This window comes from Rosenbergiella collisarenosi, assembly GCF_018494085.1.
GTDB classification, from domain to species: Bacteria; Pseudomonadota; Gammaproteobacteria; order Enterobacterales; family Enterobacteriaceae; genus Rosenbergiella; species Rosenbergiella collisarenosi.
On the sequence record NZ_JABBFP010000003.1, the window covers coordinates 192,655 to 217,021 of the forward strand.

Here is a 24,367-nt window from a genome sequence, read left to right on the forward strand (position 1 = left end):
TTATTGGTGTTCACGCACCATTTGTAATAAGGCTTGGAGGGGATGTTTAATTTTCTCCCCACCAAAGCGTTTTACTTGGCTACGACAAGAGAAGCCGGTGGCAAGACATCGTTCTAGTGGTTTATTCGCGAGCTGAAGTTCCCAAGACAGACCGAATATCTTTCGAGAGTTATCCAGATTACGTGCCTCATGCCCATAAGTGCCAGCCATTCCACAGCACCCAGCATTGATTGTATGGAGCGTCGCTCCAAACTGGCTAAATAGGGTCTTCCATTGCTGAGTCGATGAAGGTAAAGCTGTCACTTCAGTACAGTGTGCGAAGAGATACCATTCACCTTTAGTCTGTGTAGGCTCTTGCAACGATAATACTGCGGTTGCGAGCCATTCGTGAGCTAACTGGACGTTGAAGCTGCCACGTTCATTCCCGAGCATCTTATATTCATCTCGGTAACAGAGTACCAGTGCAGGATCGGTGCCAACCATCGGTAGATTTAACGTAGCAACACGATTGAGGATCTCGGCACTTTTCCGCGCCGTCCGTGCAAATTGTTTCAAGAACCCTTTAACTTGCTGCGGCTTACCATTTGGTACGAACGGTAATAGTACAGGTCGATAGCCAAGAAGACTGATCAGCTGAATAAGGTCGTGAACTAAGGTGGCCTCATAAAAACTGGTAAAGGGATCCTGCACCACCACCACGTAATGTTCGCGCTCAGCATCTGTCATAGCTTGGAGGTCTTCCAGCGTCGTAGTCATAGCTGGATGCCCAGAGAGCTGACGTTGTAAAGTGGGGTATGATAAAGGCGGTAAGTCCACCATTCCCACTGAGCGTCGACTTAGCTGATTCACCCAGGGTTGTGATAATAAGTAATTCACCATTTTTGGGGCTTTAGCCATGACGGGAAGTAAGGGTTCGATATTCGCGACAATATGGTCAGAAACGGGTCGTAGATAGCGGGTATGGTATAACTCTAAGAATCGTGCACGAAACTCCGGCACATCGATCTTAATAGGGCACTGAGTCGCGCAAGCTTTACACGCCAGACATCCATTCATCGATTCTTTCACCTCGTGAGAAAAATCGTACTCACCTTGGCGGGCTCGCCAGCTATTTTTTACCTTCTGACTGAGTGAACGTAAGGAAAGACTCGAGGTATCATCAAGACTCTGTGGATTGAAATTCTGTTCGGACAAGAGTCGTAGCCACTCGCGAACGAGTGTCGCTCGCCCCTTGGGTGAATGAACACGATCCCGCGTGACCTTCATTGATGGACACATTGGACTATTCGCATCAAAATTAAAGCACAGGCCATTACCATTACAATCTACCGCGCCTCGCCAGCTTTCTCTTACCACCACCGGTATTTGACGATCGAATGAACCACGAGTTGGGCTATCGATGGGTAATAGTGGCGATGTATTATCTAAGGGCTGACAGATCTTTCCTGGATTTAAGCGATTATCGGGATCGAAGGCCGTTTTAATACGCCGTAACTGGTGATAAAGCTCTGGACCAAAAAAATCCGCACTATAGGCTGAACGATAGCCTTTCCCATGCTCTCCCCACAGTAACCCCCCATAAGCACGCGTGAGTTCGGCAATTTGATCGGATAGGGTAAGCATCAATTGATGATGTTCAGGTAAAGTCATGTCCAGCGCCGGGCGCACATGCAAGACGCCAGCATCGACATGCCCAAACATCCCGTACGATAGCTTATGGCTATCTAGAATGGCTCTAAATTGCGTAATGTAGTCAGCGAGGTGTTCAGGTGGGACAGCGGTATCTTCTACAAATGGAATCGGTTTAGCCCGCCCTTTCGCGTTGCCTAACAATCCCACTGCTTTCTTGCGCATGGCATAGATCCGTTCAACCTGTTCGAGCTCGCGACAACATTGGTAACCAATCACGCCGGCCTGCCCGCTAGCACGCAACTCCTCGAGTTGATGGCACAGTGCGGAAACTTGTTGCTCGACCTGACTAAGATCATTCCCTGCGAACTCGACCAGGTTGATACCCTGCATTGTATGGCCCTCAACATCGGTGATTAATTCACTCACTGAGTGCCAAACAATATCTTCACGCGCTAAATTCAATACAGTGGAATCGATAGTTTCGACAGAAAGCGCTTTCGCTTCTACCAAGAATGGGGCGTTACGCAGCGCGGAGTCGAAAGAATCATATTTGATATTAATCAGCTGACGGACTTTAGGCAGAGGTAACACATTGAGTTTAACTTCAGCAATAAAGGCGAGCGACCCCTCTGCCCCACAGAGGATACGGGTAAGGTCGAAACGCTGCTCTTCTTGTGAAAAGACATGTCGCAGATCATAGCCGGTAAGAAAGCGATTGAGCTTAGGAAACTTTTCTTCAATCAAGGCGTAATTATCTTGGCAACTACTCAGGACTTCGCCATAGATCGCTGCTTCTTGAGTGACGCCTTGACCACGTGTCAACGCTTGCTCGGTCGTTAAGGGGCAAGTATGGATAACCTCGCCACTCAGTAATACTGCGCAGGCCCCCAACACATGGTCAGAGGTTTTGCCATAGACCAAAGAGCCTTGTCCGGAGGCATCCGTACTCACCATTCCACCTATCGTTGCGCGATTACTGGTGGAAAGCTCGGGGGCAAAGAAAAATCCATGTGGCTTTAACCACGCATTAAGCTGGTCTTTAACTACTCCCGCTTCAACGCGAACCCAACCCTCCTCGGCGTTGAATTCTAAAATATTATTCATGTGTCGCGAGAGATCAACGACGACACCATGCGTCAGCGATTGACCATTGGTGCCCGTTCCTCCTCCACGGGGAGTGAAGGTTAAGTCACGATACTCATCGGTGGCGGCCAACTGGGTGATCATCACGATATCAGCCAGGGATTTAGGAAATAGAATGGCGTCCGGTAAATTCTGATAAATGCTATTGTCCGTCGCCATACTTAGGCGATCAGCATAGTGCTGACCAATATCGCCCGCAAATCCTTGCGTGACGAGATGCTGTAAAAAGTTACGGGTAACGTCTGTCTGTCCAGGAGTGTGGTTTAGTTGTGGAATCATTTGCCCATTGCCAATTTAAAAGTGGTCTTCGATCAACCTCTTTGTTTTAACATATTTTGTTGACGCTTCCTTGTGGGAATACAAAATTTATCGAAAAGAGATGTTGTTCCATTCATGGATCAAGCATCATAGTCGGCAGATAAGCTGGACTAAAGATAAAAAAAGGACATCAACTATGAGTAAAGCGCTTCAACCGGAGCGAAGTATTCCCCAACGGCTATTAACCTTAATCTTCTTCTCATTGATGATTATCAGCTGTTTTTGGGTCGTACAACCGTTTATTTTAGGCTTTGCCTGGGCAGGGATGGTCGTTATCGCCACCTGGGGCATGATGCTACGTATTCAACGTCTACTGTGGAATCGACGCACACTCGCGGTTATCGTGATGACCTTTATTATTCTGTTGGTCTTTATTATTCCGGTCGCGCTACTCATCAGTAGTGTGTTAGAGAACGCTCAACCGGTTCTCCATTGGCTTAGTGCTGGTCATCTCGCTATGCCGCAGTTAAGTTGGCTGGATGCCATTCCCTTAGTTGGCCATAAGGCCGCTCGTTATTACCATCAAATGGTTGCGGGTGGCGGAGCTCAACTACTTGCCACTGCCCAGCCCTATATCGGCCGCACAACGAGCTTCTTCGTGGCACAAGCCGGACATTTTGGTCGTCTGCTCGTCCACCTCGCGCTGATGTTGCTCTTCAGTGCACTGCTCTATTGGCGGGGTGAGCGTGTCGCGAAGGGGATCCGCCATTTTGCCTTCTGGCTAGCCGGTAGCCGGGGAGATGCGGTTGTGATCCTTGCCAATCAGGCGATTAAAGCCGTTGCGTTGGGCATAGTGGTGACCGCCTTATTACAAGGCGTTGTTGCAGGTATAGGTTTGGCGCTGGCAGGCATCCCCTATGCGACCATCTTAACGGTACTGATCATTCTCTGTTGCCTGATCCAAATAGGCCCGCTATTAGTCCTCATCCCAGCAATAATCTGGCTGTATTACAGTGGAGACACGACATGGGGAACCGTGCTCGTGGTATGGAGCGTAGTCGTGGCTTCGATGGATAGCGTGATCCGCCCGATGCTGATCCGTTTAGGCGCGGATTTACCGATGCTAATTATCCTTACCGGCGTCATTGGGGGGTTAATCGCATTTGGTATGTTGGGCCTCTTCATTGGCCCGGTCGTTCTCGCCGTTTCCTATCGATTGGTGCATGTCTGGATGCATGAAGCACCTTGTCCAGATGCACCGCCCGAAGAGGTCCTTGAAGAGCTCTTCGAAGTCACCCGTCATATTGCCGAAAACCAGCGTCAAACGCGTATGCCAAAGTAAGGCTAGGCACCATCTGGGAGAATTCTTACATAATACCTTGGCACGACAGGGTATTATTTTCCCAGACGCGTTTATTTCACCTGTCTTAATTATTGAATTGCTGTGTGTAGTCTTTACCCGCCAATTGGCGGGTTTTTTTTACCTTTTCTTCGCGGTGTTCTTCACGCCTGTTTTCGTTTATTGTTTAAGGATAATTATCGGCATGTTGCCGATGAGCAGAGCCTATTGAGCAATTCATGATGCAAACCGACGAACTCAGAACGGTGCCGGTTGGAAAACTAATGACGGCACACCAACTCAACCAACATGTCCCCATCACCGAAAGCTGCCAGCAGCTGATCCTGACAACACGTCAAGCGATTAGCCAAATTTTACAGGGCGCAGACCCGCGTTTACTGGTTGTGATTGGGCCCTGCTCTATCCACGATCCTGTCGCGGCCTGCGATTACGCAAAGCGTTTACAGCCGCTACGTGAAAAATATCGCGATCAACTAGAAATCGTGATGCGGACTTATTTTGAGAAACCCCGCACGACAGTAGGTTGGAAAGGTCTTATTAACGATCCACATCTCGACGGTAGCCATGATATCAATCACGGTCTCGTCGTAGCACGTCAACTTCTCTGCGATATTAATACGCTCGGCGTGCCTACGGCAACTGAGTTCCTCGATATGGTGACCGGTCAATATATCGCCGATTTTATCAGTTGGGGAGCCATTGGCGCGCGGACCACAGAGAGCCAAATTCATCGGGAAATGGCCTCCGCCCTCTCCTGCCCGGTTGGGTTTAAGAACGGTACCGATGGTAATTGTGCTATCGCTGTCGACGCCGTGCGGGCAGCGCGGGCGGCTCATCTATTCCTCTCCCCGGATAAAGACGGGCAAATGGCCATTTATCAAACCTCAGGAAATCCAGATGGGCACATTATTTTACGTGGGGGCAAACAGCCTAACTATCACGCTGCATCGGTGAAAGAGTGCCAGCAAGCGCTAGCATCAGTGAGGTTACCTGATCGCGTGGTTATCGATTGTAGCCATGGTAATAGCCTTAAACAGCATAAACGTCAGCTTGACGTTGCGAAAGATATTGCTCAGCAGTTACAGGCAGCTGACCATGGCATTGCTGGGGTGATGGTAGAAAGTTTTATCGTCGAAGGACGACAAGATTGGCAGGGCAACGGTAAGGATTGCTATGGACAATCGATTACCGATGCCTGTCTAAGCTGGGACGATACCGAGCAACTGCTGGCCATGTTAGCCGACGCAGTGACTCATCAGAGACTTAACTCGAGCAACTAATTACTAACTGCTTCCCCCACTCTGGGGGAGGTTTCGCCAATGCGCTATCATCCAGATGTTGCGCAAATGGATTCTGTAGCGCAGCGTGGAGGGACGCTAATACCGTGGTATCGCCCTGTTCTGCCGCGTTGATCGCCTCTTGGGCTAGATAGTTGCGTAAGACTAGCGCTGGGTTAATCGCTAGCATCCGCGCCTGCCGAGTCTGTGGGTCGATGGTTTCTTTCACCAAGCGTTGTTGATAACGCGTGAACCAGCTCTCAAAGGCCGGACGGTCGATAAACTCATCTCGTAATAGGCCGCCTTTGTCACTATCTGCCGCGTAACTGAGTAATCGGAAGGTTCTTGTGTAATCGGCTTTCTCACGCGCCATGAGGGTAAAGAGTTCGATAAGTAGGTCATTATCTTGGGTATCTGCCGCATACAGACCTAACTTCCCACGCATCCGCTCGCCCCAGGCGGCCATTAAGGCAGGCTCATACTCTTTGAGCGCTAGCTTAAGCTTATCCGCAGAGAGGAGTCCTGAAAGCGCATGGGCTAATCGATTTAAATTCCACAGCCCGACCGTGGGTTGATTCTCAAATGCATAACGCCCTTGATAATCGCTATGATTGCCGATTAGTCCGGGCTGATAGTCGTCCATAAACGCATAGGGCCCATAATCGAGCGTCAGCCCTAGCAAGGACATATTGTCGGTATTCATAACGCCGTGTGCAAATCCAACACTTTGCCATTGACCGATCATTGTGCCCGTTCGCCGTACAATATCCGCAAACCATAAGAAGTAACGATCGCTTTCGCAAGCCAACTCCGGCCAAAATGTTTCAATACTGTAATCGGCGAGCTTTTTCAGTGCTTCAACTTGTTGCCGATGGAAGAGATGCTCGAAGTGTCCGAACCGCAAGTGACTCTGCGCTACGCGGATCAGCATTGCTCCTGGCTCAGCCACTTCGCGTTGAACGAGCTCTTCACCGGTCGCGATACTTAACGCGCGGGTCGTCGCAATACCTAGACCGTGCATCGCTTCTGAGGCGAGAAATTCCCGTAGCGTCGAACGTAAAACCGCTCGGCCGTCTCCCATGCGTGAATACGGGGTTTTACCTGCGCCCTTGAGGTGCCACTCAACACTATCCCCGGTCGGGAGCTGCTGCTCACCGAGGAGTAATCCGCGTCCATCACCTAATTGCCCTGCCCATACCCCAAATTGATGGCCGCTATAGACCTGAGCGACGGGGCGCATACCGGCTAGCAGCTCACCGCCCCACCATACCGCTGATTTTTGCAGTGTCTCAGTATCAGGCAGGGCTAGCTCATCGGCGAGGGCGCGGTTCAAATAGAGTAAGCGTCCGCCTCGTAAGGGCGTCGGTGCCACTTCGCTACACAGTTCAGGTAACTTATGACCCCATTGCTGTTGAAATTTCATGCTGATCCTAACCTTAGTCGTTATAAACGACGTGCTTGCCAAAAGACTTTACGCCAATAGACATTACTCAGTGATGAACGCATGACTCCACGACTTGTTGATGCATGGATAAACTGGTTTTGCGTATCATAGATCCCTACGTGTAACCCTCCTTCCCCCCAGCCGGTCTTAAAGAAGACTAGGTCGCCAGGCAGGAGTTCTTTCTTACTGATTCTCGTGCCGATCTCGCTTTGTTGTCGAGTCGTTCTGGGGAGTTGGATTCCAAAGCGCTCTCGGAAGGTGCGATAGACGAAACCCGAGCAGTCGATGCCACTACGGCTTAATCCTCCGTAGCGGTATGGGGTACCGCGCCATTTAACGAGCTGATCACTAAGTACCAGATGGACTTGTCGAGGATTAGAGAGACGCGCATCAGGCGGTGGCGCATGGCTGCTACAGCCGACGACTAAGAAGGCCAATACCATCGCAAAGATTGGCATACTTCGAGACCGCAACATATTCAACATAAGCCTGCACCACTCCTTCATATCTAAATAATTAAAGTGTCAGAGATAAAAAAAGCTGCCAAGGCAGCTTCTTTTATTATTAGGGTCGTTGCATTAGCCTTTTTTTGGCACTGCAGTCTCGACCCGACTTTTCAGTTTCTGACCAGGCCGGAACGTCACTACTCGGCGAGCAGTAATGGGGATATCTTCACCAGTCTTGGGGTTTCTTCCTGGACGTTGGTTTTTCTCCCGAAGATCGAAGTTACCAAATCCAGATAACTTGACCTGCTCTCCCTTTTCCAGCGCACTGCGAATCTCTTCGAAGAAAAGTTCGACTAACTCTTTCGAGTCACGTTTGCTAAGACCCAATTTTTCAAACAAATATTCTGACATTTCAGCTTTTGTAAGCGCCATCGGTTCAATCCCTCAAGGTTGCCTGGAATCGCTCTTTTAACGCTGCAACACAGTCAGCTACCGTGGCAGCAATATCCTCTTCTTCCAGTGTACGCGTGGAATCTTGTAGATGCAGGCTGATTGCAAGGCTCTTAAAGCCTGGTTCAACCCCTTTCCCACGGTATACATCGAATAAGTTTACGCCAACCAACTGATTTACGCCAACTTTCTTACACTCAGCGATGATATCAGCAGCATTAATGGATTCACTGACGACAACGGCAATGTCGCGACGGTTCGCTGGGAACTTCGAAATCGCCTTAGCCTGAGGAATTTCACGGGTGGCAAGCTTGTCCCACAATAGCTCAAACACGACGGTACGACCATTCAGATCCAGTTTGCGTTCAAGCTCAGGATGCACGACACCGATCCAACCAATCACCTCCTCGTCGAGAACGATTTCGGCACTTTGCCCTGGATGCAGAGCGCTATGCTCTGTACGACGGAAGCTTATTTGTTCGGTTTTACCGGTTAGCTCTAATAGGCTTTCCAGATCCCCTTTCAGATCATAAAAATCGACATTTTGACGTTCGATTAGCCAGTGCTCATCACAACGGGAGCCTGCGATAACGCCGGCTAACATCATTTCTTGACGGATACCTAATGGGGCTTGGGCATCAGGGATGAATCGTAGGCCACTTTCAAACAGGCGCACACGGCTTTGCTGGCGATTCTGATTATAGACAACCGCATCAAGTAGCCCAGTCCATAACGAAAGACGCATCGCAGACATGTCTGCAGAGATCGGGCTTGGTAAAATTAATGGCGACTGTTGTGGATGTAGCAACGCCTGTGTCTTAGGGTCGACGAAGCTGTAAGTAATCGCTTCTTGGTAGCCCTTATCAACCAGTAGCAGTTTAACACGTTGCAGTGAGAGGTTTTCCTCACGGTGTTCTGGCATGATCAAACTGGCTTTCACGGGAATATTTGGGATGTTGTCATACCCATAGACCCGCGCGACTTCTTCGATCAGATCTTCTTCAATTTCCATATCGAAGCGCCAGCTCGGTGCTACGACTTGCCACTGTTGAGCTGAGGCGGTCACGTCGCATCCAAGCTGCGTCAGGATGGTTGTGACAGTCTCGTCAGCGATAACGTGACCAATGATACGGTCAAGCTTGTGACGATGTAGCGTAATTGTCGCAGGCTTAGGAAGAGACTGTTCGTGACTGGCCTCGACAATCGGACCGGCTTCACCACCACAAATCGCTAACAGTAATTCTGTTGCACGTTCCATCGCCGCGTACTGACCGGCAGGATCTACGCCGCGCTCATAGCGGTGTGACGCATCGGTGTGCAGACCAAAGCGACGCGCACGGCCCGTAATGGCCAGCGGAGAAAAGTAAGCACATTCGAGTAGTACATGCTGTGTGGTTGAGGTAATACCTGATTCTTCCCCACCGAATATTCCGGCCATCGCTAATGCTTTATGTTGATCAGCGATCACTAAAACATCGTCACTCAGCGTCACGTCATTACCGTCTAGAAGCGTCAATGTCTCGCCAGCCGTAGCATGGCGCACGATGATCTTCTCGTTTAATGTCGCTAAGTCGAAGGCATGCATCGGCTGGCCACGTTCCAGCAGAACGTAGTTAGTGATATCGACCATTGCATCGATTGAACGGATACCACAGCGGCGCAGCTTCTCTTGCATCCATAAGGGTGTTGGTGCGTTGATATCGATATTTTCGATAACACGTCCAAGATAGCGTGGGCACGCGTCGGCGGCAACGACCTCAATTGGAAACTGGCGATCACTCGTGGCAACGACCGGCGTGATGACCGGCGTGGTCAAGGTCATGCCATTGGCTACCGCAACATCACGCGCGATCCCCATGATCCCCAGACAATCCGCACGGTTGGGCGTGACACTAATTTCAATAGTATTGTCATCAAGCTGTAAATAGTCACGAATATCTTGACCGACGGGCGCATCAGCGGCAAGTTCGATGATCCCTTCAGATTCGACGTCAATTCCCAGCTCACCAAATGAGCAGAGCATGCCTTCAGAAGGCTCTCCGCGTAGCTTAGCGGCCTTGATTTTAAAGTCGCCAGGTAGTACCGCGCCTACTGTCGCGACGGCCACCTTCAATCCTTGACGACAATTTGGTGCTCCGCACACGATATCAAGGAGGCGCTCGCCGCCGACGTTGATTTTGGTCACCCGTAGTTTGTCGGCATTAGGATGTTGTTGGCATTCAACGACCTCCCCAACTACAACGCCGTTAAATTTTCCCGCGACAGGTTCAACGCCATCGACTTCCAAACCCGCCATTGTGATTTGATTAGAGAGTTGTTCGCTAGTCAGGGCCGGATTTACCCATTCACGTAACCAGAGTTCACTGAATTTCATTGGATAACCTGCCCTTATTTAAACTGTTTGAGGAAACGAAGATCATTTTCAAAAAATGCACGGAGGTCGCTGACACCATAACGCAACATGGTTAGACGTTCCATTCCCATTCCGAAGGCAAAACCGGAATACACCTCAGGATCGATACCGACACTACGCAGCACGTTCGGGTGGACCATTCCGCACCCTAGAACTTCCAACCATTTACCATTTTTACCCATCACATCCACTTCAGCTGAAGGTTCTGTGAAGGGGAAATAAGAAGGACGGAAACGAACTTGCAGATCTTCCTCGAAAAAATTACGCAGGAAGTCGTGTAGCGTCCCCTTAAGATTGGTGAAACTGATGTCTTTGTCGACGATCAGCCCTTCCATTTGGTGGAACATCGGAGTATGGGTCTGATCGTAATCGTTACGGTAGACACGACCCGGCGCAATGATACGGATAGGTGGCTGTTGTGTCTTCATGGTTCGAATTTGCACGCCAGAGGTCTGTGTTCTCAATAAGCGATCAGCATCAAACCAAAAGGTATCGTGGTCTGCACGTGCAGGGTGATGGGCAGGGATATTTAAAGCATCGAAGTTATGGTAAGCATCTTCGATTTCCGGTCCCGTTTCGACGCTGAATCCAAGTTCGCTGAAAAAGCCCTGTATCCGGTCGATAGTCCGCGTGACCGGGTGAAGCCCACCATTATCAATACGACGCCCAGGTAAGCTGATATCGATCGTTTCTTCTGCTAAACGAGCATTAAGCGCTGCGCTTTCGAGTGCCGCTTTGCGGGCGTTTAAATGTTCTTGGACTTGGCTTTTCGCTTCGTTAATTACCGCTCCAGCCGCAGGACGTTCTTCCGCAGGCAATTCACGTAGTCCTGTCATCTGTAACGTTAGATGCCCTTTCTTACCTAAATATTCGACACGCACCGTGTCTAATGTGGCGATATCCGTCGCCTCGTCAATCGCGCCCTTTGCTTGGGACACCAATTCTGCGAGTTGGGACATGTCTTTCCTCTTTTATCCAGTCTGTCTGGGAAGTTATGCTATAAGAACAGTTAATAACGACAAGTCTTAAAAACGACAAAGCCTCCTTAATGGAGGCTTTTCGCGCGTTTTTTCGTTTCTCATTTCCTGCGCAAAAGCCCCTCTCGATTAGAAGCTAAAGGAAATAAAGAAACGAAAAAAAAACGTTGTCATAATGTGTGTCCAGGGCGGCGTGATTAAAATAAAAAAGGGAGCAAGCTCCCTTTTCTACTGACTTATGCCAGTGCTGCTTTCGCTTTTTCGACCAACGCAGTGAAGGTTGTTTTGTCGAATACAGCGATATCAGCCAGAATCTTACGGTCGATTTCAATTGAGGCTTTTTTCAGGCCATTGATGAAACGGCTGTAAGACATGCCATTTACGCGAGCTGCTGCGTTGATACGCGCGATCCACAGCTGACGGAATTGACGTTTGCGCTGACGGCGGTCACGGTAAGCATATTGACCTGCTTTGATGACTGCCTGGAAGGCAACACGGTAAACACGTGAACGTGCTCCGTAATAACCTTTAGCTTGTTTTAAGATTTTTTTGTGACGAGCACGGGCGATAACACCACGTTTTACACGAGCCATATTAGCTCTCCTGTTTTATATTCTGAAATTAAAAAAAAAGTAACTTATGCGTACGGCAGGCAGGCAATAACTAGACCTAAATCGCCTTTAGACACCATGCCTTTCGGACGTAGGTGACGTTTACGCTTAGTTGATTTCTTAGTCAGAATATGACGCAGGTTCGCATGTTTACGCTTAAAACCACCAGAGGCAGTCTTTTTAAAGCGCTTAGCCGCGCCACGTACAGTTTTAATCTTTGGCATTTTTACAAATATCCACTTCGCATTGTTAATAATATAAAGCACTAGGCGAACGTGCTAACTACCGAGGTAGCTAGCACATTACTTGATGGCCTACTGCTTCTTCTTCGGCGCAAGCACCATTATCATCTGGCGGCCTTCGATCCTAGAAGGGAAGGATTCGACCACTGCCAGTTCAGACAGATCTTCTTTAACGCGGTTAAGCATTTCAATACCAATCTGCTGGTGTGCCATTTCACGTCCACGAAAACGTAGAGTGATTTTAGCTTTGTCGCCATCTTCGAGAAAGCGAATCAGGTTGCGTAGTTTGACCTGATAGTCGCCATCATCAGTGCCAGGACGGAATTTAATTTCCTTAACCTGAACAACTTTCTGCTTCTTCTTCTGTTCCTTAGAAGACTTGCTTTTTTCGTAGAGGAATTTGCCGTAATCCATAATTCGACAAACTGGCGGCTCGGCATTCGGGCTGATTTCAACTAAGTCAACACCCGATTCTTCGGCTTTCTCTAAAGCTTCACGCAGACTAACGATACCGAGCTGCTCGCCTTCGATTCCCGTTAGACGTACTTCATTTGCGCGAATCTCGCTATTGATGCGGTTCGGACGCGTAGGTTGTACTCTTTTTCCGCCTTTAATACCTTATTCCTCCAACTGATGAATACTTCTGCTGCGGATTTCATTTTGCAGCTTCTCAATCAATACATCGACATCAAAAACACCTAAGTCTTTACCGCGGCGGGTACGAACGGCTACTTTGCCCGATTCTACCTCTTTATCACCGCATACTAACATATAGGGAACGCGACGTAATGTGTGCTCACGGATTTTAAAGCCAATCTTCTCGTTTCTCAAGTCTGCTTTAACTCTAATACCCGCATTTTGTAGTTTTTTGGTCAATTCAGTGACATATTCTGCCTGACTGTCGGTGATATTCATCACCACTGCTTGTGTCGGCGCTAACCAAGTTGGGAAAAACCCTGCAAATTCTTCGGTTAGGATGCCAATAAAGCGTTCAACAGACCCTAGTATAGCACGGTGGATCATAACCGGTGTTTGACGGTCATTATTTTCACCCACGTACGTTGCATCTAAACGCTCAGGCAGGGAAAAGTCGAGCTGTACTGTACCACATTGCCATGCACGATCCAGACAATCATATAAAGTAAATTCGATTTTCGGCCCGTAGAACGCGCCTTCGCCTGGCTGATAGTCAAATTCGATATCGTTATTTTTTAATGCTTGGGCCAGATCATGCTCCGCCCTATCCCATAGCTCTTCGCTTCCGATACGTTTTTCAGGACGAGTAGATAGCTTAACAACGATCTTTTCAAATCCGAAAGTGCTGTACATATCGTAGACCATACGAATACAGCTATTTACTTCGTCTAAGATTTGCTCTTCGGTACAGAAGATATGCGCATCATCTTGGGTGAATCCTCGTACGCGCATCAGACCATGTAATGCACCAGAAGGCTCATTACGGTGGCAGCTACCGAACTCAGCCATACGCAATGGCAGATCGCGGTAAGACTTTAATCCCTGATTAAAGATCTGAACATGACCCGGACAGTTCATGGGCTTGATACAATATTCACGGTTTTCTGATGAAGTCGTAAACATCGCTTCTTTGTAGTTTTCCCAGTGCCCGGTTTTTTCCCATAGCACTCGGTCCATCATCAGAGGACCTTTAACTTCTTGGTAATCATATTCGGTCAGTTTGCTACGAACAAACGATTCGAGTTCACGGAAAATGGTCCAGCCATCGTGATGCCAGAACACCATGCCCGGTGCTTCTTCTTGCATATGATAGAGGTCAAGCTGCTTACCGATTTTACGGTGATCGCGCTTTGCCGCTTCTTCAAGACGCTTAAGGTAAGCGGCAAGCTGCTTTTTATCCGCCCATGCCGTGCCATAGATGCGCTGCAGCATTTTATTGTCGCTATTACCACGCCAATACGCGCCTGCTAACTTCTGTAGCTTAAAGTGGTGGCAGAAACGCATGTTCGGAACGTGTGGTCCGCGACACATATCGATGTATTCTTCATGATGATAAAGCCCAGGCTTGTCATCGTGACTAATATTTTGATCAAGAATTTCTACTTTATAGCTCTCGCCGCGTGCTGCAAAGGCATCACGCGCTTCTTGCCAGCTTACTTTCTTCTTGACGACGTCATAATTCTTTTCGGCTAGCTCGTGCATACGTTTCTCGAGCTTTTCGAGATCGTCTTGAGTCAGCGTATGGTCCAGGTCGACGTCATAGTAGAAACCATTATCGATAACCGGCCCGATGGCCATCTTGGTATTTGGCCACAGCTGTTTGATCGCATGTCCGAGTAAGTGCGCACAGGAGTGACGAAGGATTTCGATCCCTTCCTCATCTTTTGCGGTAATGATAGAGACATTCGCATCGTGGGTAATCGGATCGACGGCATCAACCAGTTCGCCATTCACACGTCCGGCTATACAAGCTTTAGCTAGTCCAGGACCGATGTCTTGGGCTATATCCATCACGCTCACGGCATGATCAAAACTACGTTGGCTTCCGTCAGGAAGAGTAATAACTGGCATTCTATATCCTTAATTGCAGTGGTAACCCACACGACAGGCTACATGCTATGTTTGGTTTTATCGTAAATTCAATTCGTTGTCGAAATCAGGCCGAGAATTATCTTCATTTGGTACACAACTTGGTACACCATTTTGTCATTCCCTACCCTTAGATTTTGCAAGAGTAATGTTACAGGTTAAGCAACATGACTTAAAGAGGTGGCTTTAATTTCTTATCAACTTTGTATAACAGAGACTTATATAAAGTTATGGTACAGTTACTGGATAAATAGAGGTAAGTAGACCTGTTTTAGTTCCAGACACTTTTTGAGGTTGCCGGATTTTCAGCCATCAATCGGTATTCTTTAGGCGTTTGGTTATTCAGGGATTCATGAGGTCGCTCACTGTTATATTCCCTTAGCCAGCGATCTGTAATTTCCCGTACTTTATTCAGAGATCTGAACAGATAAAAATCGAATTTTTCAGTCCTGTAAGTCCGGTTAATTCGTTCGATAAAAGCATTCTGAGTGGGTTTACTAGGCTTAATAAACTCCAGTTGCACACCATGATCTTCAGTCCATTGAGCCAGCGTCAGTGAAAATAAATTCCGACCCGTTATCCATCCTCTGTTTCAGCGGATAACCACGGCTGGCAACTATGCGATCCAAGACTCTAATGACCCGCTGGGCGGGAATGTTCAGGTCAATTTCTATGGATAGTGCTTCACGGTTAAGTCATCCACCCTATTAAATGTCCGAAAACGTCTGCCATTAATCAGAGCATCATGCATAAAATCAATCGACCAGCCCTGGTTTATCGCCTCAGGTGTTGCCAGCCGCTTTGGATTACGCACCGGCAAACGTTGCTTTCCTTCACGCCTTTCACCCTAAATTTACAGGCAATGCGGTGGCTTCTTCCTGAGCTTAGAGGTGATAAACAACACTAAACATGTGACCTCCCACTTATATTAATAAGTGCCTACAGGCTAATTCCCTTCAAGCTAAAATTAGCCTGTAGGCTAATTGGAAAGTACGAATCACGTCACGCTGTCACAAAATGAGTGTGTGGTGATTGTTCTCGGCATTTAGTCCGCATTTATAGGGTGGATAATGCCCCGGTCGGAGCAAAATATTAACGGTAATATTGTTTCTTTCTACGGCTGTTATGCTTCCAGTTACGACTCAATTTAAGGATGTCGGTGGGAATGTCATCATAGTGATCGATAATATTTTTTCCCCGGCAAGCTCTAAAACGTATCCCGTATTCAGGGTAATCCGCTATATGGCCTAGGGTCGCTTTTTTCTCAGAGAAGGTGCTGAAGTAACGGAAAATATGGTTCCTCAGCTGAGGATACGTATCAATCCTCTCGAAACGTTTGCGAGTCGAACTACTTCTTCCAAATTGGAAATGAGACTTTAATTTCTTTGTTTTCACAGAACTACCTCATAGGTTTACAGTACCTAGAAGTAGTCCCCAGCATAGTAGTTTATCTGTAATGTATTCATTCTCATGCCTCTACTCTTTGTCTACAAATACTTGGACTTCAGCGATGGCCATACCCAGATTCCAGTAGGGATAGCCAAGCCGGATAATCTTTTGATACGGTTCAAACGCAAATTCGTTATGTACTTCGCAAGGATAGTTCTTTTTTAATGACACTAGCAATGGGTCCTCTTCGCCTTTTTCACCCGCTCCCTACGAAATTGCCGGGATGAGAATATTATAGGGCGGACTAGGCTGTTGCTTATTGGCCTTTGCACACTCGATAAACGAACAAATTAATTGGTATAGGGCACTCGTTTTGGAGGACATACAAGCTCCCCCTACTTCCCCATATAGCAGCCAATCTAATGACACCCCAAACTGTTGGGCAAAAAGGTTAAGCCTGGTCGCTGAGTTCCACGGCTCACGTCACTAATAAAGCCCCTTGATAAGCCCAAGTGATTTGCAAACTGTGCATTATTCATTCCTGCTCGATGAACGACCTGTTGAAACCGAGATAATAAATGTTCGTCAAACGCCCATTGGCCGGTAGCCACTTTTTCCTGCTTCATTCTGTACCTTAAAAGTAAAGGAGCGTTTTGTCCCAATCTGGGTAATATTCTGCGGTTTTTTTTATCTTACTAAACAGTCTAAGTGTTTTCAGGTGCTTATGCAGGCCTTCTTGCGTCATATACAACCTTGCGGCCAGCTCTCTTGGGCATATATGACGATCACGAAGAAACTCATTGTTAAATACGTCCTCTATATTGGAATATTTGCCAATAAATCGTTCGCCAATGATAGATCTCATCTGACGCAAAACCTCTAAGTTCTCAACAGTTAAATGGGGTGGCTCGATGTCGGCAATATGGCTAGGATACGACCTAAATAGGTGTTCCCCCCCTTCGCCCTTTATTGACCAGCACATGTTTTTTCCCCAGAGCGACCGTAGTGTTCTTATCTAACTTGCCGACAGGTGGGGCTGAACCATATTTCATGAGATGCATTTCGTAAAACAATAATAGGCTTTATTGAGCAGTATTTATTTGAATACCTAAATGCTTTAAAAGGTGTGGTTGGCCACACGTCCATCGACTTATGGTGGTTAGGGATAGTGAAGCATTGACAAGCCTTATGACTACGGTGAGTAATGATGTAGTTCAGCATCTCTAAGCGCGATAGATCATCTATGAATACATCAAGCCCTGTAGGGCTTTCCTCGAATATCTCTTTTAGCGTTATGCTTTTAAGTTTTCTTGCTTTGGTCACGATGAGGTTAAATAATGCTTCTTGACAGCCAGAAAGTGCTTTACTTCTATTCGCGCCCTTTTCAACCGCAGAGCGATTGGTCATCATTAACGGAATACTAGGCTCAATTGCGTATTTACGACCTATCCTAGCCCTTTTTATCACACCGTTTTTATCTAGCTCAGTAAGTAACTTACTCATCGTTGACGCCATGATTCCGGTGGCCGAAAGGAGATCTTGAACTGTTACCAAGGGATGTGCAGTAGAACTGCCATGGATTCTAGCAACGATGCTATTAATAGTAACGCTTTGGTGAGTTCCTTGACCAAGTTACCATGAATTGCTCGACTAAAATTATCCTTCCGAAAAATGATACCTCACTGGTTCAAGCCACCTTTAAGGATTCCTACTTATGAGTATCACATTTATACGCCACGCCCAAAGTGAAGCTAATGTAGGCGGGGTGAGTAAGCCAAACTCTACTATTGAACTAAGTCCTGTAGGCCAACAACAGGCTCTTGAACTGGCCACACAGTTCTCTCAAAAACCAACCCAAGTGTATGTGTCTGAATTTATACGTACCCATCAGACGGCAGCTCCCATTCTTGATAAATTCTCACTACAGTCGGTCATACTTCCCTGTCTGAATGAGTTCAACGTTTTCGGCTTTGACATTGTAGAAGGTATGACAGGTGCTCAGCGTTTGCCTCTCGCAAAGCGTTACTGGAAGGCTTGTGATCCCGATGCGAACTTTGGCCAGGGTGGGCAATCCTTTAACGAGTTTTGTTCTCAGGTACGCGATTTCATCTCGTTATTCACGCAGGGTGAGATTGTTGATCATAGCCTAGTGTTTGGTCATGGTATGTGGTTCTCGGTCTTCTCTTGGCTGCAGGAAACCAACTTCACCACCAGCGTTACCTCGGCAGAAATGAAAGAATTTGTCTCATATCTAACAGAACATCATCCGGATAACTGCTCACAACATATCTTGCGCTAAAACTAGAACGTATCGTGGCCAAGTTTTCCTTATCGCCTTTTACTTCCTTTACCGAATGAAAGGCTCTCTTACCTGCGGGGGCAATTATGCATATCTTACAGATCCGTTTTCGTTTAGTAGCCTGGCCTAATGCGCCCTATTCCCTGAACGAGGATAATATCGCCAAGATACGTTATGGCTGGCTTTCTTTCTTTAAAAATGTAGAAGAATGTAGTGATTTCCAACTAACGTGAGAAGACATAATCAGTGAAACGGACCGCTTTTCATTTTTGTTTGAAGAGGATGTAAAAAGTCGCTAGGTGTACTGTGACACCATAACCTGGTGAGCTTATAGATTGTCGCTACACTAAACCGTAAGCAGGCCTGTAGCTCGTTTTTTACAAACAAAAAGGTCAAGTGAGAAGATTGCGAGTTCCATGCCTTTATACGTATCTCATATACAGATAAACGCCTTAAAGCCATTCTGGGGCGTATTCTTGTGCGACTGGCTACTTTTGAGGGGATGTTACTTATCGCTACTGGCAGCAATCTCTTTAGCTTTCTCGTAATCAGATACATCGATATTCTTGATCACATCGCCACATTTCATCTTGTTGGCCTTTGCAGCTAGAAATCCGTTATTGATGTTTTCTTCGACTATTTTGCATGCCATTATTTTCTTCGCGTTTTCATATTCTTCTGTCGTTGGTTCAGAATCCATATTCAGAGAACTAACCCTCCTATACCCAATAAGAGATAAAGTAATGCCACAGATTTACCGACTACATGATCATAGATAAAAAACAAACAATGCCGATAACGATGAACACAATATCCGAAGTCATATTTTCCCCACCTATATTTAGACATCTTTCTCTAACAAATAGAGCATCGTGCTAAACATAGGCACTGCCACAGGGTATCCAAACAGCCCTATACTTAAGTCATGTCGAGTGACTTCAAGGGACCAGAAGTAGTACATTTTAATTAACAGGCTCCCCCCAACAACACTACCGCCACAGGAACGTAGTAAATAGGGTTCCTATCACCATGAATTCGTATCTCTTTACTCTCTTCTCTGAGCAGCGCAGGCGACAACGCGCTATACAGACCGGTAACAATTACAACTAAAGTGACCACGCGCCACCAAGGGCCACTCATATAGGTCTTATTAAGCGCTTATAGGCCTTAAAAAGCTATTAGATAGGTACTCAACTGTATGACGGCATAAGCCATAAGTGGCCGACTAAAAAACCGTTTACTTTCTCCCAATGACATAATTTTTGTCCTTATGTACTTATCCAGGATATGACGAATTAATGGCATTCTACGTTAAGTAATTAGTGGGTCAAAATCGTGAAAGGTCGAGGCTGGTGGAATTTAATGATGGATTCTATTGAAGTTTAGCGATTATCTCGAAGATATGTTCACTAATTAGATTTGAACATTCCATTTCGATATTTTCTGGTTCATTTATAAGATGTTTGGCACGATAAAACCCATAAATGGGAGTTTTTAAATTCATATTTGATATAATTTTTCTGGTTCTTTTTTTGTGCGATGGAAAAAATATTTAAACACGAAAAGGCCCGCTCAAGGCAGGCTTCTAAGTGTAAACCGTTACTGAGTTTATGCTTGGATAAACATTTGCAAAACATCAGGGTGCTTCTCAATAACACGTAACATCTTCAAGTTAGAACCATGTGGAATCCGCTTATGCTGCTCCCAGCTCTGCACTAGAGACGGCGAGACACCAACTGCTTGCGCAAATTCATTTTGCTTCATGCCAACACTATCCCTGATAGCTTTAACATCTGGTATCGAGTACGACGTAACTCGGCTAGGGTCAATCTCACCTCGACGAATGGACACGGCTTGCTTCATGCTTTCAATAAGCTCATCAAACATTTCATCTTTCATTTTTTGGCCTCAATTTGTTGTGCGAAATGCTTCATCACTGCTTTTTGCTTATCCGTTAGGTTTTCTTGTTCTGATTTTGGATAGGCATAAAGCAAATGAATCTTCCCATCTCTCGCTACGTAGTAGTAAATCACTCTAATTCCACCGCTCTTACCCTTAGCTGGTAATGCCCATCGAATTTTTCGACATCCTCCCGTATGAGCAATCGTTGATCCGATATTAGGGTCTAAAAGTAAGTACGCCTGAAATTTTTGATACTCTTCAGCTGTAAGAAGTTCATCAATTAAGCGTTGAAAAATCGGTGTTTCGATAAAGTGTAGCAGAGTACGCCCCATAACTAGCACAGTGTATGATTAAATTATACTCTTACAGGGTAGGACTTTCAACAAGGGAGAGGGTGTTGGTTAAACTGTAAAAGTCAGCATTGGATATAAGGCGTTGTGTTATGAATCGGTCTCTGAGTCCCGCCTCATGAGGTACTCGTCATGAAACACCCCGTCAATGCATAGCGCAGCGGTGTCCGTTGCCCACTTGGTGAACCCGAAGAAACGATAGAGCGCATACGCAGCCCGGTTAGTAGTAACCACTGAGAGTTTCACGGTTTAGGCTGAACTGGTGGCTTCAAGCGCCGCTTCCATGAGTCCAGATGACAGCCCGGTACCTCTCATCTCCGGGCGAACATACATTACCCAAATATTTGCAACGTGGCTCAGTTTTGGTAACGAGCTGCGGCTAACGCCGATCATGCCTTGTAAGGTATTATGAAGATCAAACCCGCCAAAAATATAACTATTTCGTAACTGCTCGGCAAAAAAAGGCAGAGGCTCTAGTGTGCATTCGTCATAGGATGCACCAAAAGCGTTCGGATAAAGCCGCAAAGCCTCCAGCCTCAATTCTCTAAAGTCGCTGAGAACGCTTTCTGTAATGCGCCGTACCGTAAATTTTTTCACTGCTGGCTCCTTTTCATCCCATATATTTACCTGCAACAGGTCCAAAGTCTATGTGCCGATGAATATTGTCTTCAGTTACCCCGTGCATCAATCTATCTAGCGGTGAAACCGGCTCTTTATTAGGCGTGAGAACGATTCTCCCGTTATCAACCTCAATTTCTAATGAATCCCCTACCCTTAGATTTAACGCGCTTAGGATGGATTCAGACAGACACAAAGTAGCACAATCACCGCAAGCTGTTATCGTTGTCTTAGTCATACTTCTGAATACCTGTAATAGATTGTGTTATGACAAAAAGATCTGGAGTGAATCACTCTCGAAATTTGTTCCGAGACATATATTTTCAGAAAATAGCGAAGGTATTCATTCCCCAGCAGGTAATTTCCCACGTACTATAAGCCACTCGCCGCGTTTTACCATCCATTGCTTAAACCCTATGGTTCGCTCGACTTGCCTCACTTCTTTCTGAGTCCAGGCCATTATAGGACCCGCTTTTTGAGGCTCGCCAAGGAATTGAGCAATGGCTTTATCAGTCCAGTACCGAGCTATAAATCCACTCTTGCTGATCCATTTATCGTGCCATTCATCGCTTGCTTTGGCGCGATAATCGGCAGCATTGTAATAAAGTCGTACCACAATCACTCGCTCCTTAATTGCCAGGCTTTGGATCTGGTTTGTCTTCCTTTTTATTTGGGTGAAAGCTGAACGATTAAGACAATCGATACTTTCAGAATTGCTCAGCCCTCTTTAAACCATTACGACTAAATTGAACCCTTATCGAGATGGATTAAACAGCCCGTAGTCTGTGAAAAGCCGGTTATTTGGCCTTTCATCGTCAAACGCTGGCCTTTTTTAATTTAAGCACCTTGCTCTCTTCCGTCGGCTTTAGCCGGAACGCTGCATCATGGTTGCTGTTCAATTGAAGAATCACTGACTGAGCCACATAGCCATATTGATCGTCAGAAATGACTGCGGTTTTCCCGGTCATAGTTACCCATTGGCCAACCCACTTTTTATTAGTTGCTATTTCGTTATCGTGATAGTCCTTACCGATCTCTTTTCAGCTGACAGCTCTAGATGTCGGCTCCAAAGCAGAATTAAGCTGGTCTAAGCTACTATTCGCCGATCCCATTACGCCATTCATTTGCTGACAGCCTGCTTAGAGCAAGCAGTGATACCGCTAGCGACACAAATTGAAAACAAGGCTTTCCTTGGCCGATATTTATACAATTTTCTAGATTGCACTATAATGAGGTTATTAACTTGCACAGCGCGGTGAAGACTACCCGCTTGTCAATTCGTCAATGTGATGGTCACAGAGGAAATCAAAGGAGTCAATTATGATAAGGCGTGATGGGCGGCCATTTTATGCGAGAAACAAGAAAACCTTTGCCGTTTATCTTGTTCACTACAATATCATCGAAGCTCGCTTTGAATTTGAACCCCAGGGCAACACCCGCATTATTAAAAAAGGCTTCGTCAGTCATTATATGGATTTCCCTGACGATATGGAGCCGACCGGAACTTGGATGCAATAGCTACCACCGCTAGCCTTTGCGGTTCCCTACTTTACGCCCAATGCCCCCCAAAATTCAATAGCCTCTGAAGACTTACAGAGGCATCAACTTCAGCTGCTCAATTGCCCTTTACATCACCTGTTTCACTCTCCTCATTATTGATCACCACTTTGAACTCTTGCTAATCTTAAAGATGTATATAGAATACATCATTAAGATGATTCAGGGAGAAAACAATAATGCTTACGTCACAACAGAAAGCGCTGGTAAAAGCGACCATTCCAACTCTTAAGGCTAGTGGTCAATCGCTAACTGATTATTTTTATCAGCGCATGCTCAACCATGTACCTCAATTGAAAGAGACGTTTAATATGGGCCACCAGCGAGACGGACGCCAAGCTAAGGCATTAGCTAATGCGGTCCTTGCTTATGCTGAACATATTGACGACCCTCGCCCTCTGTTACCTGTTATCGAATTAATCTGCCATAAGCATGTGAGTCTGAATATTCAAGCACCGGATTATGCGATTGTCGGTGAACACCTGCTGCATTCGATGAGTGAAGTGTTGGGTATTTCAATGGAGGATGAATTGATTAGCGCTTGGGGCAGTGCTTATCAGGACCTCGCGGAGATTTTTATCGCGACTGAACGCAAAATTTATGAGCAGCATAAGCAGACTTTAGGGAGTTGGGTTGGATGGCGACAATTTACTCTCGATCGTAAAGTCATCGAGACGCCAGAGGTGACGTCGTTCTACTTAACCCCAACTGACCATTTGCCATTACCCCACTATCTTCCTGGGCAGTTCATTACGTTACGAACAGAGATTGCGACGCTTGGCTATAAACAACCGCGGCAGTACAGTCTGTCCACTGCCCCTAATGGTCAGTTTTTTAGAATATCGGTAAAAGAAGCAACGGGGGGCGTTGGGGAGCGCGAAGCAGGTTATGTTTCAACAACACTGCATCACCAGTTAAACGTTGGCGATCGTGTCGAATTAAGCGCACCGACTGGTAACTTCACCATTGCTGATCCTAATAAACATAATGTGCTCATTAGCGCGGGCATCGGTATCACTCCGATGGTTGCGATGCTTGAAGGCCTTTTAGAAAATAACCTACAGCAGAAGTTACCCTCAACTTCGCCGACAGTAACTTTCATTCATGCCGCGCGCGACGCTGAGCATTGTGCATTAGGCGAAGAAGTGCGAGCGCTCGCAGAGCAGCACCCAGCAGTGCAAACCTTTGTCACTGTAGAACATGCACGACATGATTGCCCGTTGGGTCATGCAGTTGGACGCTTAATACTACGTGAACTCCCCCCTTCTTTGCTCCCAATCGATGCCGACTTTTATATTTGTGGACCCGTCCCCTTTGTGGAGGTCATCAATAATAATTTACAGGAGCTTGGTATTCCCATTGACCAGATCCATTATGAAGTATTCTCTACGGGGGGGACGGCCTCCTAGTTGAGTCCAATACTTGTGACTGCGG

At 46.7% G+C, this 24,367-nt stretch carries 25 protein-coding genes, 1 pseudogene and 1 other annotated feature; of the genes and pseudogenes, 5 read left to right on the forward strand and 21 right to left on the reverse strand.

The genetic code is table 11. The features are described 5' to 3' along the window. The gene (gene ydiJ, locus HGT70_RS06615; protein WP_214195348.1) at positions 1–3,054 is read right to left on the reverse strand and encodes a D-2-hydroxyglutarate dehydrogenase YdiJ; all 3,054 of its coding nucleotides are present in this window, start codon (positions 3,052–3,054) and stop codon (positions 1–3) included. Positions 3,055–3,229: 175 nt separating this feature from the next. On the opposite strand from ydiJ, the gene ydiK reads away from it, so the two are divergent. Both ydiK and HGT70_RS06625 read left to right on the forward strand, forming a co-directional pair. Next, entirely contained in the window at positions 3,230–4,375 is a 1,146-nt protein-coding gene (ydiK, locus tag HGT70_RS06620) for an AI-2E family transporter YdiK (RefSeq protein ID WP_071430259.1), read from the forward strand. A gap of 236 nt (positions 4,376–4,611) precedes the next feature. Beyond that, entirely contained in the window at positions 4,612–5,673 is a 1,062-nt protein-coding gene (locus HGT70_RS06625; protein WP_214195349.1) for a 3-deoxy-7-phosphoheptulonate synthase, read from the forward strand. Here HGT70_RS06625 and HGT70_RS06630 read toward each other — a convergent pair. From HGT70_RS06630 to HGT70_RS06685, 12 genes and pseudogenes are all read right to left on the reverse strand, one after another. Further along, the gene (locus HGT70_RS06630; protein ID WP_214195350.1) at positions 5,657–7,093 is read right to left on the reverse strand and encodes a protein adenylyltransferase SelO; all 1,437 of its coding nucleotides are present in this window, start codon (positions 7,091–7,093) and stop codon (positions 5,657–5,659) included. The genes HGT70_RS06625 and HGT70_RS06630 overlap by 17 nt on opposite strands. Before the next feature lie 20 nt (positions 7,094–7,113). After that, positions 7,114–7,572, reverse strand: coding sequence for a C40 family peptidase (locus tag HGT70_RS06635; protein ID WP_071434989.1), 459 nt, complete (start codon positions 7,570–7,572; stop codon positions 7,114–7,116). Positions 7,573–7,692: 120 nt separating this feature from the next. Next, a complete protein-coding gene (gene ihfA / locus HGT70_RS06640; protein ID WP_048912075.1) occupies positions 7,693–7,992 on the reverse strand; it encodes an integration host factor subunit alpha in 300 nt (99 codons plus the stop codon). Between the two features lie 4 nt (positions 7,993–7,996). Next, positions 7,997–10,384 carry a phenylalanine--tRNA ligase subunit beta gene (pheT, locus tag HGT70_RS06645; protein WP_214195351.1) on the reverse strand — a complete coding sequence of 796 codons (2,388 nt, stop codon included), beginning with the start codon at positions 10,382–10,384 and terminating at the stop codon, positions 7,997–7,999. A gap of 14 nt (positions 10,385–10,398) precedes the next feature. Further along, a complete protein-coding gene (pheS, locus tag HGT70_RS06650) occupies positions 10,399–11,382 on the reverse strand; it encodes a phenylalanine--tRNA ligase subunit alpha (protein ID WP_071430267.1) in 984 nt (327 codons plus the stop codon). Positions 11,383–11,453: 71 nt separating this feature from the next. After that, positions 11,454–11,578, reverse strand: a sequence feature (Phe leader region). 58 nt (positions 11,579–11,636) lie between these two features. Continuing rightward, positions 11,637–11,993 carry a 50S ribosomal protein L20 gene (gene rplT / locus HGT70_RS06655; RefSeq protein ID WP_071430269.1) on the reverse strand — a complete coding sequence of 119 codons (357 nt, stop codon included), beginning with the start codon at positions 11,991–11,993 and terminating at the stop codon, positions 11,637–11,639. A 44-nt stretch (positions 11,994–12,037) separates the two neighbouring features. Continuing rightward, entirely contained in the window at positions 12,038–12,235 is a 198-nt protein-coding gene (gene rpmI, locus HGT70_RS06660) for a 50S ribosomal protein L35 (RefSeq protein WP_004157374.1), read from the reverse strand. Positions 12,236–12,325: 90 nt separating this feature from the next. Beyond that, entirely contained in the window at positions 12,326–12,868 is a 543-nt protein-coding gene (gene infC, locus HGT70_RS06665) for a translation initiation factor IF-3 (protein WP_157725451.1), read from the reverse strand. Positions 12,869–12,871: 3 nt separating this feature from the next. Beyond that, complete coding sequence (gene thrS, locus HGT70_RS06670; protein ID WP_214195352.1) at positions 12,872–14,800, reverse strand: threonine--tRNA ligase; 1,929 nt, start codon at positions 14,798–14,800, stop codon at positions 12,872–12,874. Positions 14,801–15,089: 289 nt separating this feature from the next. Next, a pseudogene (locus HGT70_RS06675) lies at positions 15,090–15,659 on the reverse strand (integrase core domain-containing protein); the annotation flags it as partial. Positions 15,660–16,626: 967 nt separating this feature from the next. Continuing rightward, entirely contained in the window at positions 16,627–16,833 is a 207-nt protein-coding gene (locus tag HGT70_RS06680) for a hypothetical protein (RefSeq protein ID WP_214195353.1), read from the reverse strand. A 385-nt stretch (positions 16,834–17,218) separates the two neighbouring features. Continuing rightward, the gene (locus HGT70_RS06685) at positions 17,219–17,710 is read right to left on the reverse strand and encodes a hypothetical protein (RefSeq protein ID WP_214195354.1); all 492 of its coding nucleotides are present in this window, start codon (positions 17,708–17,710) and stop codon (positions 17,219–17,221) included. Positions 17,711–17,921: 211 nt separating this feature from the next. Here HGT70_RS06685 and HGT70_RS06690 point away from each other — a divergent pair, with 211 nt between their 5' ends. Then, positions 17,922–18,506, forward strand: coding sequence for a histidine phosphatase family protein (locus tag HGT70_RS06690; protein WP_214195355.1), 585 nt, complete (start codon positions 17,922–17,924; stop codon positions 18,504–18,506). Positions 18,507–19,011: 505 nt separating this feature from the next. On the opposite strand, the gene HGT70_RS06695 is transcribed toward HGT70_RS06690, so the two are convergent. From HGT70_RS06695 to HGT70_RS06730, 8 genes are all read right to left on the reverse strand, one after another. Continuing rightward, the gene (locus tag HGT70_RS06695) at positions 19,012–19,206 is read right to left on the reverse strand and encodes a hypothetical protein (protein ID WP_071430281.1); all 195 of its coding nucleotides are present in this window, start codon (positions 19,204–19,206) and stop codon (positions 19,012–19,014) included. Positions 19,207–19,472: 266 nt separating this feature from the next. Next, entirely contained in the window at positions 19,473–19,646 is a 174-nt protein-coding gene (locus HGT70_RS06700; protein ID WP_214195356.1) for a hypothetical protein, read from the reverse strand. Between the two features lie 468 nt (positions 19,647–20,114). Continuing rightward, the gene (gene nadS / locus HGT70_RS06705) at positions 20,115–20,405 is read right to left on the reverse strand and encodes a NadS family protein (protein ID WP_214195357.1); all 291 of its coding nucleotides are present in this window, start codon (positions 20,403–20,405) and stop codon (positions 20,115–20,117) included. After that, positions 20,402–20,740: a type II toxin-antitoxin system RelE/ParE family toxin gene (locus HGT70_RS06710; protein WP_214195358.1), complete on the reverse strand. Its 339-nt coding sequence runs from the start codon at positions 20,738–20,740 to the stop codon at positions 20,402–20,404. The genes nadS and HGT70_RS06710 overlap by 4 nt, the downstream gene beginning before the upstream one ends. A 267-nt stretch (positions 20,741–21,007) precedes the next feature. Further along, complete coding sequence (locus tag HGT70_RS06715) at positions 21,008–21,355, reverse strand: GNAT family N-acetyltransferase (protein WP_214195359.1); 348 nt, start codon at positions 21,353–21,355, stop codon at positions 21,008–21,010. Positions 21,356–21,368: 13 nt separating this feature from the next. Next, positions 21,369–21,614, reverse strand: coding sequence for an AbrB/MazE/SpoVT family DNA-binding domain-containing protein (locus HGT70_RS16835; protein ID WP_214195360.1), 246 nt, complete (start codon positions 21,612–21,614; stop codon positions 21,369–21,371). A gap of 105 nt (positions 21,615–21,719) precedes the next feature. Further along, positions 21,720–21,992 carry a hypothetical protein gene (locus HGT70_RS06725; RefSeq protein ID WP_244968852.1) on the reverse strand — a complete coding sequence of 91 codons (273 nt, stop codon included), beginning with the start codon at positions 21,990–21,992 and terminating at the stop codon, positions 21,720–21,722. Positions 21,993–22,191: 199 nt separating this feature from the next. Continuing rightward, positions 22,192–22,344: a hypothetical protein gene (locus HGT70_RS06730; RefSeq protein WP_214195361.1), complete on the reverse strand. Its 153-nt coding sequence runs from the start codon at positions 22,342–22,344 to the stop codon at positions 22,192–22,194. A 352-nt stretch (positions 22,345–22,696) separates the two neighbouring features. On the opposite strand from HGT70_RS06730, the gene HGT70_RS06735 reads away from it, so the two are divergent. Both HGT70_RS06735 and hmpA read left to right on the forward strand, forming a co-directional pair. Then, positions 22,697–22,894 (forward strand): hypothetical protein, encoded by a 198-nt coding sequence (locus HGT70_RS06735; protein ID WP_071430289.1) that lies wholly within the window; start codon positions 22,697–22,699, stop codon positions 22,892–22,894. Positions 22,895–23,112: 218 nt separating this feature from the next. Then, on the forward strand, positions 23,113–24,342 hold the full coding sequence (hmpA, locus tag HGT70_RS06740; RefSeq protein ID WP_214195362.1) for an NO-inducible flavohemoprotein: 1,230 nt from the start codon (positions 23,113–23,115) through the stop codon (positions 24,340–24,342). Positions 24,343–24,367 lie beyond the last annotated feature (25 nt).

What these genes read in the sequence shown, in the direction of transcription:
- HGT70_RS06690 (WP_214195355.1), top strand. Translation starts at nt 17,922, where the DNA reads ATGAGTATCACATTTATACGCCACGCCCAAAGTGAAGCTAATGTAGGC.
- hmpA (WP_214195362.1), top strand. Translation starts at nt 23,113, where the DNA reads ATGCTTACGTCACAACAGAAAGCGCTGGTAAAAGCGACCATTCCAACT.
- rpmI (WP_004157374.1), bottom strand. Translation starts at nt 12,235, where the DNA reads ATGCCAAAGATTAAAACTGTACGTGGCGCGGCTAAGCGCTTTAAAAAG.
- thrS (WP_214195352.1), bottom strand. Translation starts at nt 14,800, where the DNA reads ATGCCAGTTATTACTCTTCCTGACGGAAGCCAACGTAGTTTTGATCAT.
- HGT70_RS06700 (WP_214195356.1), bottom strand. Translation starts at nt 19,646, where the DNA reads ATGAGTGGCCCTTGGTGGCGCGTGGTCACTTTAGTTGTAATTGTTACC.
- rplT (WP_071430269.1), bottom strand. Translation starts at nt 11,993, where the DNA reads ATGGCTCGTGTAAAACGTGGTGTTATCGCCCGTGCTCGTCACAAAAAA.
- HGT70_RS06685 (WP_214195354.1), bottom strand. Translation starts at nt 17,710, where the DNA reads ATGAGTAAGTTACTTACTGAGCTAGATAAAAACGGTGTGATAAAAAGG.
- ydiJ (WP_214195348.1), bottom strand. Translation starts at nt 3,054, where the DNA reads ATGATTCCACAACTAAACCACACTCCTGGACAGACAGACGTTACCCGT.
- HGT70_RS06735 (WP_071430289.1), top strand. Translation starts at nt 22,697, where the DNA reads ATGATAAGGCGTGATGGGCGGCCATTTTATGCGAGAAACAAGAAAACC.
- HGT70_RS06730 (WP_214195361.1), bottom strand. Translation starts at nt 22,344, where the DNA reads ATGACCGGGAAAACCGCAGTCATTTCTGACGATCAATATGGCTATGTG.
- HGT70_RS06625 (WP_214195349.1), top strand. Translation starts at nt 4,612, where the DNA reads ATGATGCAAACCGACGAACTCAGAACGGTGCCGGTTGGAAAACTAATG.
- HGT70_RS06635 (WP_071434989.1), bottom strand. Translation starts at nt 7,572, where the DNA reads ATGCCAATCTTTGCGATGGTATTGGCCTTCTTAGTCGTCGGCTGTAGC.
- HGT70_RS06710 (WP_214195358.1), bottom strand. Translation starts at nt 20,740, where the DNA reads ATGGGGCGTACTCTGCTACACTTTATCGAAACACCGATTTTTCAACGC.
- nadS (WP_214195357.1), bottom strand. Translation starts at nt 20,405, where the DNA reads ATGAAAGATGAAATGTTTGATGAGCTTATTGAAAGCATGAAGCAAGCC.
- ihfA (WP_048912075.1), bottom strand. Translation starts at nt 7,992, where the DNA reads ATGGCGCTTACAAAAGCTGAAATGTCAGAATATTTGTTTGAAAAATTG.
- ydiK (WP_071430259.1), top strand. Translation starts at nt 3,230, where the DNA reads ATGAGTAAAGCGCTTCAACCGGAGCGAAGTATTCCCCAACGGCTATTA.
- HGT70_RS06695 (WP_071430281.1), bottom strand. Translation starts at nt 19,206, where the DNA reads ATGGATTCTGAACCAACGACAGAAGAATATGAAAACGCGAAGAAAATA.
- pheS (WP_071430267.1), bottom strand. Translation starts at nt 11,382, where the DNA reads ATGTCCCAACTCGCAGAATTGGTGTCCCAAGCAAAGGGCGCGATTGAC.
- HGT70_RS06680 (WP_214195353.1), bottom strand. Translation starts at nt 16,833, where the DNA reads ATGAAGCAGGAAAAAGTGGCTACCGGCCAATGGGCGTTTGACGAACAT.
- HGT70_RS06630 (WP_214195350.1), bottom strand. Translation starts at nt 7,093, where the DNA reads ATGAAATTTCAACAGCAATGGGGTCATAAGTTACCTGAACTGTGTAGC.
- HGT70_RS16835 (WP_214195360.1), bottom strand. Translation starts at nt 21,614, where the DNA reads ATGACTAAGACAACGATAACAGCTTGCGGTGATTGTGCTACTTTGTGT.
- pheT (WP_214195351.1), bottom strand. Translation starts at nt 10,384, where the DNA reads ATGAAATTCAGTGAACTCTGGTTACGTGAATGGGTAAATCCGGCCCTG.